At 53.4% G+C, this 13,804-nt stretch carries 14 protein-coding genes and 1 tRNA gene; 11 read left to right on the top strand and 4 right to left on the bottom strand.

Translation table 11 applies throughout. The annotated features are described in order from the left end of the window. Positions 1–342 precede the first annotated feature (342 nt). Genes BQ5383_RS13820 through BQ5383_RS13810 form a run of 3 tightly spaced genes read right to left on the bottom strand, consistent with a single transcriptional unit; the run spans position 343 to position 5,497 of the window. Positions 343–2,694, bottom strand: coding sequence for an FAD-dependent oxidoreductase (locus BQ5383_RS13820; RefSeq protein ID WP_071432901.1), 2,352 nt, complete (start codon positions 2,692–2,694; stop codon positions 343–345). Beyond that, complete coding sequence (locus BQ5383_RS13815) at positions 2,691–5,000, bottom strand: xanthine dehydrogenase family protein molybdopterin-binding subunit (RefSeq protein ID WP_071432899.1); 2,310 nt, start codon at positions 4,998–5,000, stop codon at positions 2,691–2,693. Before BQ5383_RS13815 ends, BQ5383_RS13820 begins: the two co-directional genes overlap by 4 nt. Beyond that, positions 4,997–5,497 (bottom strand): (2Fe-2S)-binding protein, encoded by a 501-nt coding sequence (locus tag BQ5383_RS13810; protein WP_071432897.1) that lies wholly within the window; start codon positions 5,495–5,497, stop codon positions 4,997–4,999. Before BQ5383_RS13810 ends, BQ5383_RS13815 begins: the two co-directional genes overlap by 4 nt. Positions 5,498–5,713: 216 nt before the next feature. Between BQ5383_RS13810 and BQ5383_RS13805 the strand changes: the two genes are divergently transcribed. Together BQ5383_RS13805 and BQ5383_RS13800 are read left to right on the top strand one after the other, a co-directional pair. Continuing rightward, the gene (locus BQ5383_RS13805; protein WP_071432896.1) at positions 5,714–6,373 is read left to right on the top strand and encodes a Crp/Fnr family transcriptional regulator; all 660 of its coding nucleotides are present in this window, start codon (positions 5,714–5,716) and stop codon (positions 6,371–6,373) included. Between the two features lie 305 nt (positions 6,374–6,678). Further along, positions 6,679–7,338 (top strand): HAD hydrolase-like protein, encoded by a 660-nt coding sequence (locus tag BQ5383_RS13800; protein ID WP_071432895.1) that lies wholly within the window; start codon positions 6,679–6,681, stop codon positions 7,336–7,338. A gap of 743 nt (positions 7,339–8,081) precedes the next feature. On the opposite strand, the gene BQ5383_RS13795 is transcribed toward BQ5383_RS13800, so the two are convergent. After that, complete coding sequence (locus BQ5383_RS13795; RefSeq protein WP_172724636.1) at positions 8,082–9,143, bottom strand: histidine phosphatase family protein; 1,062 nt, start codon at positions 9,141–9,143, stop codon at positions 8,082–8,084. On the opposite strand from BQ5383_RS13795, the gene BQ5383_RS21190 reads away from it, so the two are divergent. From BQ5383_RS21190 to BQ5383_RS13765, 9 genes are all read left to right on the top strand, one after another. Further along, positions 9,117–9,431 (top strand): hypothetical protein, encoded by a 315-nt coding sequence (locus tag BQ5383_RS21190; protein ID WP_172724635.1) that lies wholly within the window; start codon positions 9,117–9,119, stop codon positions 9,429–9,431. The genes BQ5383_RS13795 and BQ5383_RS21190 overlap by 27 nt on opposite strands. A gap of 75 nt (positions 9,432–9,506) precedes the next feature. Continuing rightward, a tRNA-Arg gene (locus BQ5383_RS13790) sits at positions 9,507–9,583 on the top strand. Positions 9,584–9,947: 364 nt separating this feature from the next. Then, positions 9,948–10,133, top strand: a complete 186-nt coding sequence (locus BQ5383_RS13785) for a hypothetical protein (RefSeq protein ID WP_071432891.1) — start codon at positions 9,948–9,950, stop codon at positions 10,131–10,133. Continuing rightward, a complete protein-coding gene (locus BQ5383_RS21185) occupies positions 10,134–10,277 on the top strand; it encodes a hypothetical protein (protein ID WP_172724634.1) in 144 nt (47 codons plus the stop codon). A gap of 26 nt (positions 10,278–10,303) precedes the next feature. Next, entirely contained in the window at positions 10,304–11,497 is a 1,194-nt protein-coding gene (locus tag BQ5383_RS13780) for an antirestriction protein ArdA (protein ID WP_071432889.1), read from the top strand. 10 nt (positions 11,498–11,507) lie between these two features. Next, positions 11,508–12,245: a hypothetical protein gene (locus tag BQ5383_RS13775; RefSeq protein WP_071432887.1), complete on the top strand. Its 738-nt coding sequence runs from the start codon at positions 11,508–11,510 to the stop codon at positions 12,243–12,245. 83 nt (positions 12,246–12,328) lie between these two features. Continuing rightward, positions 12,329–12,487, top strand: coding sequence for a hypothetical protein (locus BQ5383_RS21180; RefSeq protein ID WP_172724633.1), 159 nt, complete (start codon positions 12,329–12,331; stop codon positions 12,485–12,487). Positions 12,488–12,503: 16 nt separating this feature from the next. Continuing rightward, complete coding sequence (locus BQ5383_RS13770; RefSeq protein ID WP_071432885.1) at positions 12,504–13,049, top strand: hypothetical protein; 546 nt, start codon at positions 12,504–12,506, stop codon at positions 13,047–13,049. Further along, positions 13,046–13,804: an LPD28 domain-containing protein gene (locus BQ5383_RS13765; RefSeq protein WP_071432883.1), complete on the top strand. Its 759-nt coding sequence runs from the start codon at positions 13,046–13,048 to the stop codon at positions 13,802–13,804. The genes BQ5383_RS13770 and BQ5383_RS13765 overlap by 4 nt, the downstream gene beginning before the upstream one ends.

Genomic DNA, 13,804 nt, shown 5'->3' with positions numbered 1-13,804 from the left:
CCTCCGACAAAAAAGCCATCCTTTCCGCCGTCAAAAGAGGAAAGGACCATCTTTGTGAAAGGGAGCGGGGGGTTCCTTTTTCTCCTTCTCCCTGGTCACAGAATCGTTCCTTTCAGAAACAGCCTGCGCCCTTTCCGTTTCAGACCGGGCACAGGCTGTATCATCAGGAAGAGAAGAATTTTTGGGGGAAACTTTTCATTTCCCCGTTTCCCCCGGGAAAGGGCAGCTTTCATCAAACACTTCCTTTTCCTCTATGGGAAACTCAGGGGCAGGGACCTCCGGAGCCAGACCTTTTGGCGCAGGCTCCGGAAGTCCTCCAGTCGCTTCTGGAAAATCAAGCTTTTACAGCTCCAGAGAACGGATCAGCTGGGCTTTGACCTCCTGCAGCTTGTAGGCGTTCTCCTTCATGGGGCTAGCATCCTTCATGGCGGCGGCAAAAGCCTTCTCCGCCAGATCCAGGGACTTCTTCTGACCGATGAGCACATTTTCGGCAGCGGTCAGACGGACCGGCACAGGGGCGATACCGCCGGCGGCCAGCTTGGCGTCCACGATCACGCCGTTTTCCTCTTTATAGGCATAAGCCAGAGCGGTAACGGCAAAGTCGATGGACTCACGGAGACGCATCTTCAGGTATCCGGTGCGGTAGCCGGGCAGTTTGGGAATGGTGATCTCTGTCACCAGCTCACCGGGCTCCAGCAGGTCCACGGAATGCATGACGCTGAAGAACTCAGAGGCCTTGAACTGATGTCCGGTTGTCTTGATTCCAGCATCCAGCGCTACCATGACGTTGGCCATATCGGAAGCGTTGACGGAATAGCAGCCGCAGTTCATGCAGCGGCCCGCCTCAGCCTTGGCCTCCTCCATCGTCAGGCTGGTGGAATCCTCCTTGCTCAGGCTGCGCTCGCCCACAGGAGTGTCCTTCTCCACCGCACCCTTGGTGACAAGAACCTTTTCGGTGTCAAATTTCAGGAATCCATGCTCGGCCACAGGAGCCTCCAGGGGGAAGCCCATGTAACGGCTCATGCTTCTGGCGGCAATACCACCGTCACGGATGGCCTTGATGGCCACAGAAGGACCGTAGGCCGCGTCACCGCCGGCGTAGATGCCGGGGGCTCTGGTATTTCTGTCCTCGCCCACTTCAATCAGGCCGCGGGGGCTCTTGAGCTGCTCTTTGTACTTGTCACCCAGGAAGTCGGTGTCCACCTTCTGGCCGGTAGCCAGAATGATGCAGTCGGATTCAAAGACCCGGGTCTCATCACCATACTTGGGGCTGAAACGGCCGTTTTCATCAAAGACGGAGACACACTTCATGCTCTCCAGGCCGGTGATCTTTCCGCCATCGGCAGACAGGACCCGCTTGAGGCCCCAGCCATTGAAGATCTCTACGCCTTCCTCTTCGGCTCTGGCGATCTCCTCAGCGGAGGCGGGCATCTCCTCCCGCTGCTCCAGGCAGACCAGCTTCACCTTCTGAGCGCCCAGGCGGACAGCGGTGAGGGCCACGTCCATGGCCACGTTGCCGCCGCCGCAGACCAGCACTTCCTTGCCGATCTGCTTGGACATGAACTTCTTTACTTCCACCAGGAAGTTCAGACCGAACTGGGTCAGATTCTCGCCGTCGATGCCAAGGATGGGCTGCTTCCAGGCGCCGGTATCCAGCAGCACTGTATCGCTGGCGTTCTTGATCTCCTCCAGGGTGATGTCCTTGCCCACCTCGGTGTTGGCCTTGATGACGATACCCATACCGGTGAGGGCCTTGACCAGATCCCGGACATAGTGCTTGGGCAGACGGTACTCGGGAATACCGTACATCATGACGCCGCCCGCTTCCTCCATCTTCTCATAGATGGTCACGTCATGACCCGCTTTGCGCAGATAGAAAGCCGCGGTCAGACCGGCAGGGCCGCCGCCGACGATGGAAACCTTCTTGCCGGTGGCAGTGGCGGGAGCCTTGTAGAACTTGTCGGCGTGGGCCAGGATGTAGTCGCCCAGGGCCCGCTCCACAGAGTGGATGCTGACGGAATCGCCGTGCTCGCACTGGTTGCAGACGGTCTGGCAGCCGTGGGGGCAGACACGGGAGGTGAGCATGGGCATGGGATTGACCCGCATGATGATCTCAGCGGCGGCGTCCCAGTTATCTTCCCGGATCTTCTGCATATAGCCGGGGATATCGGTTCCGGCGGGACACTGGCTGGAGCAGGAGTTCTTGCCGGTCTTCATGCCGCCCATGATGGAATGGTACTGGTTGCGGCCCTGAACGGCGTAGCACTGGTCGCCGCCCTTGCGGGCGCACATCAGACGTCCGCCCACGGAATCGGGATAACGGTAGTACCAGCAGCGGACATCCTGGCACAGGTTGCCGCCGATGGTGGCGGAGTTGCGGATGATGGGGGTGGCGACGCTGTGGGCAGCCTCGGCTACAGCTTTCAGCTCACCGGCGAAAGCGGCGTCGGATTCCACACAGGCCAGGGTGGTCAGGGCACCGATGGACACCTGATCCCCTTCGTCCCGGATGTAGGCCCCGTCAGGAATGGTTTTCAGGTTGACCACCAGATCGGGGAATTTGGGAAGGATGCCCTGCTTGAGGGTACCCACCAGATCGGTACCGCCGGCGATGGGCTGGGCGTATCCCGCGCTTTTCAGCTCTTTTGTGGCTTCCGCGAAGCTGCCGGCATTGATATGTTCAAAGTTTTTCATTCTCCAAGACCTCCTTTGGCCTTACCAAGGGCATTCAGAATCTTGTCCGGTGTGGCGGGATATTCGTTGATCTCCGCGCCGCCGATGGCGTTCTCAATAGCCATAAGCACAGCGGCAGGACCAGCAGCGCCGGTGATCTCACCGATACCGATAGCGCCGTAGGGGTTGGCGGTGGGCCAGACAGATTCCAGGATAGCGGTATCAAACTTGGGTAGTTCATTGAAGGGCCGCCACTTGTAATCGATCATGTTGTGGGTCATGACACGGCCGATGACGGGGTCCAGCACCATCTCTTCCAGATGTCCGGTGTCCATACCGGCGGAGCCCAGGCCGCCCTCAAACTGCATCTTCAGCTCGAAGGGATTGATGATCCGGCCTACGTCGGAGGCGCTCAGGGCGTTTACGATCTTGGCAAGACCAGTCTCCAGATCCACTTCCACTTCCACAAAGTTCATCACGCAGTTGTTGTGGTTGAAGTCGCCTTCCACCATGCCCTGACCGGTGATGGAATAGTACATGGGGCAGATGGCGATCCACGGCAGGCAGACGGAAGGATCGTCCTTGCGGAATACCATCATGTCCTTGGTGTCCAGATCCTCGGCCTTGCAGCCCAGCTTCACAGCCGCTTCCTCCAGCAGCTTCTCTCTGGCGGCCTTGGCAGCGGAACCTACAGCACCGCCGGCGGTGATGGTCTCACGGGAACCAGCCGCGCCGAAGTCGGCGGGATCGGTACGGGTGTCGGAGGAGTTGATGGTGACATTCTCCAGCGGAACGTTGAGGATCTCAGCCGCGATCTTGGCCAGAGCCAGACGCTGACCGTTACCAAACTGGGAAACGGCGCAGTGGACCATGACCTGATCGTTTTCCAGACGGACATAAGCGAAGGTCTCGTCACTCTGAGGGTCGCCGCTGCTGTGGAGGCTGAAGCCTACGCCGTAGGCCTTGCTGCCTTCCACACGGGTGGGAACGCCCCAGCCCTTCCACTTATCGAACCATCCAAACTTCTCAGCCGCCACGTCAAAGCACTTGTCGTAGTTGATGACGGGGTTGCTGTACTTATGGCCGGTACGCCAGTAGTACTGATCTCCCGCCTGGCAGAAGTTCTTTTTGTAGAAGGTGACAGGGTCCATATCGATCTGCCGCAGGGCACGGGTGAGCAGATGGAGAGCGCAGGCTTTCAGTTCCTGGCCGCCGAAGCCACGGGCGATACCCACGGGGATCTTGTTGGAGACTACCACTTTGGAGACGATATCCCAGTTGGGACACTTGTTCAGGGCAATATGTAATTCGCCCAGACCCTCGGCCACCTGGCCCTGGGTCAGCTCAGAGCCCGCGCCGGTGCCTACCAGCCAGTCGCCCTGGAGAGCCTTGATCTGGCCGTCCTTGGTGATACCGATCTTGCCGATGAACTTGTTGTCCAGACGGCGCTCATAGAACAGCAGGTGCTCTTCCTTGGTCAGGGCATACTTGACGGTGCAGCCTGCCAGCTTGGCCAGAGCGACGGTGAGCATGGTGACATAGCCCAGAGCGTCCTTGTTGCCGTAGCTGCCGCCCACGTTGGGGGTGGTGACGTTGATATGGGCGCCGATGGTGTAGGCCAGAGGACGGCAGACCATGTTGGGGCCCTGAGAGGAAGCCCAGACATTCACATGGGTGTCGTCATCCCATCCGGCGGCCACGAAGGGGCTTTCAGGAGCGCCGGGGAAGGTCCAGGTGTAGGCCACTTTTCCTTCCACCACAACGTCGCTTTCCGCAAAGCCTTTCTCCACATCGCCGTCCTGGATTTTGTAGAAGGGTGGATCGTTCCCCTCAAACCAGCTGCCGGGAGGCAGGCAGTTGCGCTCATAGTGATAACCTTTGGATTCGATCTGGTCCTCCTCTCGGTAGACCTCGGGAGCGCCGGGCTTGATGGCGTCTTCCACATCGTAAACAGGGGTCAGCTGCTTGTACTCCACCTTGATCAGTTCCAGCGCTTCCTCAGCGATCTGGCTGGAAACAGCGGCTACAGCGGCCACCGGGTCGCCCACAAAGCGCAGATGCTGGCTCATGACGGGACGATGGGCGGGAACGCCGGTCTTCCAGGCGGGAGCGTTTTTATAGGTCATGACACAGTGAACGCCGGGCAGCTTCTCCGCCTCGGTGGTGTCGATGGAAATAATCTCCGCATGGGGATAAGGGCTGTGCAGCACTTTGGCATAGCTGCAATTCTTGATGGGGAGGTCGTCGCAGTAAAGGGCGGTGCCCGTTACAATGGCGCGGCCATCCTGACGGCGGCGTACTTTACCGATATGCCGGAACTCGCTCATGCCTCATTTCCTCCCTTGACAATAGATTTGACGGCTTCAATCACCTGATAGTGGCTGATGCAGCGGCAGAAGTTACCGCTGAGGGCCTCTTTGATCTCATCCTCGGAAGGATTGGGATTCTGATTGAGCAGGGACTTTACCGCGATGATGATGCCCGGTGTGCAGAAGCCACACTGGAAAGCGTTGTGCTCCAGGAAAGCCTCCTGGATGGGGTCCAGCTTCCCGGTAACGGGATCGCTCAGGCCCTCGATGGTGGTGATCTCCTTGCCCTCACATTCGGCGGTCAGGGTCACGCAGGAGGCCACCGCTTTGCCGTCCATCAGCACGGCGCAGCAGCCGCAGGCTCCCTCGCCGCAGGACAGCTTGGTACCGGTCAGGCCGAGACGTTCTCTCAGCGTTTCCAGCAGCGTTTCGGATTCCGGGATCTGTCCCAGCCTCCGGCCAATGGTAAACTGATAAGTTTGACCATTGATGTGCAGCGTCAATTCCTTGCTCATCCAACATTACTCCTTTCCATGAGCACATGATTGTGTTATTATTTTAGCAATGATCCTGTCCTTTTCTCTGCCTACCGTGAGATGAATGCCGCTGTTTTTTTGTATACGGATAGACATTTTTTCACAATAGTTGTGCGCCTTGTTCTTGTTTTTTAACGTGATGGGTGATAAACTATTAATTAAGTATGAAATTGTAAGGTCTGAGGTGAGATTTCCATGGGAGGTATTCACTTTTTTGTGGAGGGTTCCCTGCATAAATACAGGTCTCTGTTTGAAGAGGTATGTCCTGCCCCCATGACCATCCCCAAGGGGCAAACCCTCTGTACCCAGTGCTGCACCCACGGATGGCTGTATTACATTCTGGACGGCTTGGCCAAGGTCTACATCACCACCAGCGACGGCAACGAACAGATCATCGACTTTATGATGCGGGATACCCTCATTGGCATGGACTGCATCGATGATGAGAAAAAATCCGTCGTCAGCATCGCCAGTGTGACCGAAATGCGGGTGCTCCCCTTCACTCCGGAAATCCTTCGGCGGATAATCCTGGACAATCCCCAGCTGGGCTTCGATCTGGTGGTCTACTATGGTGAGGTATTGCGGCAGGTCTCCTTTATGGTGGGCAGTCTGGGACATGCCGATCTGATGGTGCGTCTGGCCTCCTTTTTCCTGCTGTTCATTGACACGCCGGACTATCAGCAAAATCATAAGATCCTGCTGACCCAGCAGGAAATCGCCTCCTGCATCAATGTCTCCCGGGCGCAGATTACCAAAATGTACGCGCAGCTGCGAAAAGAAAAGGTGATCGACACAGGCAACCATTATGTCACCATTCTGGATGAAGAAAAATTGCAGCGGTATAGCCGGCTTTAACGCAATTTCCCGCAGCTCTTTGACTTTCCCCATCAAAAATGGACAAAGCCCCTTCCCTCCATTTCTATGGCCTTCCCGGCGGTTGTATGCGCGGAGGGCTTTTTCTTTTTGCAAAACTTTTTGTCCCTGCCATTCCCCCTTTTCTCCCCCAGACTTTATCCTCTCTTTTCATTTCGCGTTCTGTGTGGTAAAATAGCCTGACGGCTGTACAAGAGCTTTTCCCTGTACGGCCACTGTGATAAAAATTCCCTCCACCAGCCGAATCCGGCTTTTTACAGGAGGTTTTCTGCCAGAAAGGAGCCACTATGCGTTATCGTTATCTGCTTTTTGATCTGGACGGCACAATCACCGATCCAAAGGTGGGCATCACCACCTGCGTTCAATACGCTCTGGACAGCTTCGGCATCCATGAACCGGATCTGGACAAGCTGGAGCCCTTCATCGGCCCCCCCTTAAAGGCCAGTTTCATGGAGTTCTACAGCTTTGATGACCGGCAGGCTCAGGCGGCGGTAGAGAAGTACCGTGAAAGATTCTCCACTGTGGGGCTGTATGAAAATGAGCTTTATCCGGGCATGGACCGGCTGCTGCGGGAACTGCGGGATGGAGGGGCACGTCTGGCCATCGCCTCCAGCAAACCCACCGTCTTTGTCCGGCAGATCCTGGAGCATTTCCAGATCGCGGACTGCTTTCAGGTGGTAGTGGGCAGTGAGCTTTCCGGCGCCCGGGTGGAAAAGGACGAAGTGGTTGCAGAGGCTGTGCGGCAGCTGCTGACCCGGCCGGAGGACAAGGCGGACACTGTCATGATCGGGGACCGGAAATTTGATATCCTGGGAGGAAAAAGCCTGGGGCTCCATCAGATCGGCGTAGCCTATGGCTATGGGCAGCCGGGTGAGCTGGAAGAAGCGAACGCGGAAGTGATTGTGGACACGGTGGAACAGCTGCGGGAAGTCCTGCTGGGACAGTAAAAAACCACTGTCTGTCCTCATGATTGCTCTTTTCAGGGAGATCCACCGGGTACAATACAAAATCCCGGTTAACGGGCTTTCGGGAATCAGTGAAACACACCAGGGTTTTCAGATATAAACAAAAGGGACGGCAGTACATCAAAGTATTGCCGTCCCTTAAACTATTCATGATAAAAAATCTAAGCTCCCGCTGAAAAGCAGCGAGCGGCTTTGTCCGGCTTTACCCGGGCAAATAGCGAGCGGGCGACTCTAACACACCAGCGGTCAGACACAAAACCAATGCCCAGTCCGCTCCCCTTAAAACTCAAAAGTACAGGCCAAAACAGCGGCAGGCAGTTTTGCGCTCTCACTCGCTCACTACAGCCTCAACGATGGGATTCCAAAGGGACGAGTCCCCTTGGCCGTCTCCCCCGTTCTCCCCTTCTCTCCGCTGCAATTTTTATAGTGCCTATGTCCTGCCACTCTAAACAAACTGATTGCCCCAAAACTCCCCCCGCTGAAAAACAGCGAGCGGCTTTGTCCGGCTTTACCCGGGCAAATAGCGAGCGGGCACCTTCGGCATACCAGCAAGTAGGCATAAAACCAAGACCCCATTCGTCCCCCTTAAAACTCAAAAGTACAGGCCAAAACAGCGGCAGGCAGTTTTGCGCTCTCACTCGCTCACTACAGCCTCAACGATGGGATTCCAAAAGGACGAGTCCCTTTGGCCGCTTCCACCGTTCCCCTTGCTCTTCCTGCTCCTCTCAGGGAGCGTACACCGCATCCGGGTCCAGTCCGTATTTTTCCGCCAGTTCCAAAGTCTCCTGCCAGCGCCGCTGCCATGCCTCCAGCGCCTCCTTGGAATCACATTTCTGGCGGGAAGCCTGGAACCGGGCTTTCAGGGACACGATCTGTTCCCCCTCGGTCATGCGGTCTGCAAGGCAAAGCAGCTCTGCTTCCACTGAGGGAGATACGCCCAGATCGTGATGCTGTTCCACCACTTCGGCCATCTCCCACCATCCACAGCTTCGCAGCAAACGGGCTGCCTGCTGAGGATGCTGCCGACCCTGTTCCCGGCAAAGGTCATGAAGTCTGGCGCAGCACATGAGAAAGGTGAGATCCACCCCTCTTCCTTCCGCCAGACGGGCCGCACAGGCGGCAACAGCCTGACAATGGCGCAGCACCTTTTCCGGCGTCCGGCACTGGGCGACCAGCTGCTTTTCTTCCAGAGTACCGGGATAACGGCAGGGCTTGCGGCCTATAGCAAGAACCTTGATTTCCTGCTGTTCTTTTTGCAATATGGTGATACTGCCATAGGGAATACAGCAGTCCAGCAGTTTTTCCCGGGGCACCGCCCCCAGCAGACACAACAGCCCCCGGATGAGACCGCCGTGACATACCAAAACAGTATCACCCTGTGCATCGCACCGCTCATCCATCACCCTCCGCAGCCGTTCACCTGCCTCCAGAAAGGTTTCTCCTCCCGGTGGGGCCACTCCTGCGGGATCTTCTCCCCTGGCCTGGTAGATCTCCGGATATCGGGCTTTAATTTCATCAAAGGACAAGCCTTCCCACTGGCCCACACAGACCTCCTCCAGAAATGGCAGGGGCCACGCCGACTGGGACAAGGCAAGAGCGGCGGTCTGGCGGCAGCGTTTGGCGCAGCTGGTCCATACCGATGCTGCGGGTTTATCCAAAAACCAGTTTTGCAGCGCCTGGGCCTGCTCCTTCCCCACCTCATTCAACGGAGCATCCGTGCGGCTGAAACAATATTTTCCCTGGGGCCAGGCGGGATAGCCATGGCGCACCAAATAGATCATGGGCATAAAAAAACCCCTTACAACAGCGAAAATCCATCCTCTTTTACCGCTGGTGCCAAAGCTGAGAAGCAGGCCGGAGGAATAGAACTTCGCCGGAAATTTTTCTTTACATTGACAGTTTTTTGTCATTTTGTACTTATTATATCTGATGTGGGAATGATTGGCAATCCATTTTCACCGGATCCCCCCAAGCCCCAGAGAATTTTACAAAACAAGGCATTCTCCCCCCTGGGGATCAGGGGTTTTCAGGAAGGTTCTCCCACTCCCCAAAAGAAAGAAAATAAAAATATCTGAAAAAAAGCTTGCAAATCAGAGGGAAAGCCGCTATAATAATATAGCGTTCTGAAACGCAAGGTAAAAATTTCATATGCGCTCGTAGCTCAGTTGGATAGAGCGTTAGACTCCGACTCTAAAGGCCGCTGGTTCGAATCCAGTCGGGCGCACCATCTATGAAGGTCAGTTTAGATCGGATGCGTGTAAAAGCGCATCCGATTGGCCTTTTTAGGGATTTTTTCAACCTCAATTTCAAGAAAAAAACTAAAGATCGGAAAATGGCTTTTTTAGGAACTGACAGGATTCGAACCGATACGCTTCCTTGAAAAGCAAGGCGCCCTTTTTGATTCTCCAATATTTCAAAAAGGGCGCTGTTTTTATTTTCTAAAAACGCATAGAGAGAAAAGGATACCTGTCCGCTGGGTTTGATACCGGTAGATGGGTGTTTTTTATTTTCAGAGTTCAAAAAGGGCGCCGGAATTTCGTGAAGAGTTCCGGCGCCCTTTTTGCGTTTTGGGAGGAACAGGAGGAATGTAAATGACAAAGTCTCAAAAGAGCAGCAAGGAAAAGACTGGCTGGGAGGCTGTGCCGCTTCCAGCCCGATGTGTCGGATGCCCCTATCCAAAGGTGGGGATTACCTGTTACGGCGCGGATGGAACCTGTACCCGGACAGATATGGAACAGCTGGACTGGAAGAACTTTCGAGAAAAGGAGTCATGCTAAATGGTTGAAATCTATTGGGACGATCTTACCGAGGAAAAGCAGCGGGAAATCCTGGAGGTGTTTGGCGATAACCAGAACTTTGATCAGTTCCCGGTGGCAGTGCTGCCGGGGCCAGCAGAAACGGAAAATTTTTACCTCTCATAATGAATCAATGACAGGGGGCAGCGAAGATGTTTCAAACAGTTTTGTCCAATAAGGATCATATGGAATATGGGGTGGTAACGGTTCCCTTCCCTATCCCAGAGGATCAGTACGCTGATATTACAAGGAGGCTGGAAGCGCTCCATATAGGAAGTGAACTTTCCCCAGACTGCATGGTGGAAAGTGTTGAAGGTGATTGGCCTGTTTTGAACGCCTTGACAGGTCAGGAAATCAATCTGGATGAGTTGGATTATCTTGCAAAACGCCTGAATGGGTTTTCTCCATATGAAAAGGCACAGTTCCAGGCCGCAACGGAACGATACAGCCTCACGCAGGTGACTGATCTCATCAACCTGACTTTTTGCTGTGACCAGGCAACAGTGATTGTGGATTTTTCGGATCTTGAACAAGTAGGGCGAATCCATTACCTTACTCTGAATGGTGGAGCGACAAGGGAGGAAATGGAGAGTTTGGATGGGTATGAAACAGCCCTCCTCCTCATAAACGAACATCCGGGAACCACTACTCCCTATGGAGTTTTCTATGATAATGGAATGCGGTTGGAGCCGGTCTATGACGGAAGATATTTCCCGCAGTACCTTTATGCGGACTCCGTCCTCACACTTGCGCTGGCATCAGATGAAGATCTCAAAAAGGGCGCCAATATCACCTGGCTGTATCTGCCCTGCAGTGAGGAACGCCTGGAACGTGCCTTAACCAGAGCAGGAATTACCAAAAGAAGCGAGATCAGCTTCCTTGTAATGGACAACAATCTGCCCGGTGAAGTCAGCCGTTCTCTGGATCTGGAAAACGAACTTCCTCAGAAACTCAACAGATTGGCCCAGGAGGTGGACAAGCTGGACGAGTCTGGCCGGGCAAAGTTGGGAGCGGTCACTGCCTGGGTCCAGCCTGCTGCCGTAGAGGAAGTAATCCAGCTGTGCCGGAATCTAGAGCAGTTCGACTTTATTCCACATATCCATTCCGCCCAGGAATATGGGAAGTACATGGTTCAGGAATCCGGTGACTATCACTATGATGCCGGGCTGGAGGGGTATATCGATTACGAACGGTTTGGGCAGAGCCTTCTGTTTCAGGAAATCGGTCAATTTGTTGAAAGTGGATATGTCTCCTATAAGGGGACGCTTACACTGGAGGAATTGATGACGGATGACCCTGCAGAGAAATACGGGGCCGAACAGGGGCAATCAACGGGCGGAATGTGAGGGAGGCTTAATGAAGAAGCAAACCGATCTTAATGGGGTCAAGCAGGTAGCCTCTGCTCTGCTCTTCACTGATATTGAGAAGACAAAGTATTCTCCAATGGTCGTGCAGCACCCTTTCACCAATACTGGCATTGCAGCGATTTCCGCTGATGGCTCTTTTCAGCTTCTGAATCTTTTGGAAAAGCCGGAAGACCTAAATATATGGAGGCAGAGTGTGCGGCAGCAAATTGAAAATGCCGAAACATCATATCAAATCTACAGTCTGATTAACTCACCCTATGCTCTGGCTTTTCTCAGGTTTTCGGAACCATATCTGTCTAAAGAAGACTTCTCCTCCATCCTGGCGGATGCCTGGATGATGTCGGAGTATGCAAACCGGGACTCAAATGTCAGCAAAGAACAACTGGTTTCTATGTTCAAACAGGCAGATCGAACCAAGTTAATGAATGAGGTGGAACGGACTCAGTTGGATGCCCTTGCAGACCCCGTCACAGTGTACAGAGGCGTGACCGATTACAATGCCAAAAATATTCGTGCTTTATCCTGGACACTGGATTATGACACGGCTGCGTGGTTTGCTCACCGCTTTGGAGAAGATGGGATGGTTTATCAAGCGAAAATAAAGAAAGAGCACATTTTTGCCCTGTTAACTGGAAGAAATGAATCAGAAGTAGTCCTGGACCCAAAGTATCTTGAGGACATTGCTCTGGATTTGGAGCTGAAACAAGAACCAGAACTCACCATGTAAAAAGGCTCAAATTTCTGGTAGCTATTCTGCTGGAAATGTGGTATTAGTTGTTGCTATAAACTGTGAAAGGAGGAGCGAGATTTATGGCTGTGAACCGGCGCAAAACAAGTGAACAGCAGTGTGAGCCAGGATTCCATCTCCGCCCCGCTTTCCCGGAGGAAGCGGGGCTTTTCTATGCCCTGACACCAGAGGAAGACGAGGCGCTGGGAACAGTGGGTTACAAACAATTTAATTTGAATTAAAAGGAGAACAAATATTATGAGCACGAGGAGCTACATTGCAAAGCGAGTAGGAGAAGACCAGTACTTGACCATTTTTTGCCACTATAACGGTTATCCTGACGACAATGGAGAGATATTGGTAAAGTACTATAACACACCGGATCGACTTGATCAGCTATTGGCGCTTGGGGATCTGCATTCTCTGGGTAAAAGGATAGCCCCAGATCCCAATTATCCCCATAATTCTACTCATCCGCAGAAGGGGGTGACAATTGCATACCAAAGAGATGAAGGAATGACCAATTGTGGTGCTGTAATAATGTCCCTGGACGAATTAAATGATTGGTTGTCCGATGGTGTGGAGTACAGTTTCGTTTACGACCAAGGAAATTGGCTATATTTCCCCATTGGGGAGGCTGAATATGGAATGCGCAATCTGAAAGAAGATTTGGATGCAGATACAGTTAAATTTGCAACACCACCCATTGAATTGGAAGAATTTATAGATCTCTTGGTCGATGAAGACGATTTCTCAGAAGATGACGCTGAGCAAAAAGAGGATATCAGGATAATGGAAATATGAACGCAGGGGATGCGGAAAATATGCTCCTCACCTGTCAGAGTTTTCAGGGGATATTGTTTTATAACTCCCCAGATAGGAGATATAAGATGTATGTTAATGCCATGAAAGAAAAATTTGAGCACATAGAATTATTTGGAAAGCCAGTTCTCTTTACGAACTATCGCATAGCTCCAGATACTGTGCCCGAGAACTGGTTTGTCTACGATTTGCGTGGTGGAGGCAATGATCCTGGTATACCCGTTGCCCTTGAAACAAAGGTTATCGTAAACCATGCTGGGTCGATTCTTACACCAGAGCAAATCCCTTTTTTAAAAGGCAAAAATTACCGCTCTGTGAAAAATAAGCTCAATTTTATTGGAGAAGGACTCACGCTCATTGATTTTTGCCGACGATATAGTTTGTCAATTCCTCTGACATCTGTTGCCGCCCCTGAGCTGCCCCATACCTATAACTGGTATGTGATAACAAACTGTGGAAGCCCGAAGGAGCAAATCCAACAGGATATGACGTTGGAGGAGGCCATCCGGGTATACCAGGATACCGATGAAAAAGAAAAACGGCTGGGTGTTGCCAAGGACAAAATCGCTACAGTGGATCTTGTCCATCTGGCAGATCATGAGCAGAGGTTCTTTGGGGACTACCAGGCTATGGACTGTTTCAAGGATGATCCTGTGATCCTGCAGGCGGTCCAGATGCTTCATCAGGCACTGGGAGAGGAGAATCCCGTACAGGGTATGACAATGGGAGGGATGTAG

It is taken from the genome of Angelakisella massiliensis, assembly GCF_900104675.1.
Lineage (GTDB): Bacteria > Bacillota > Clostridia > Oscillospirales > Ruminococcaceae > Angelakisella > Angelakisella massiliensis.
Note: the sequence above shows the minus strand (reverse complement) of the source record. Positions and strands in the feature narration are given on the sequence as shown.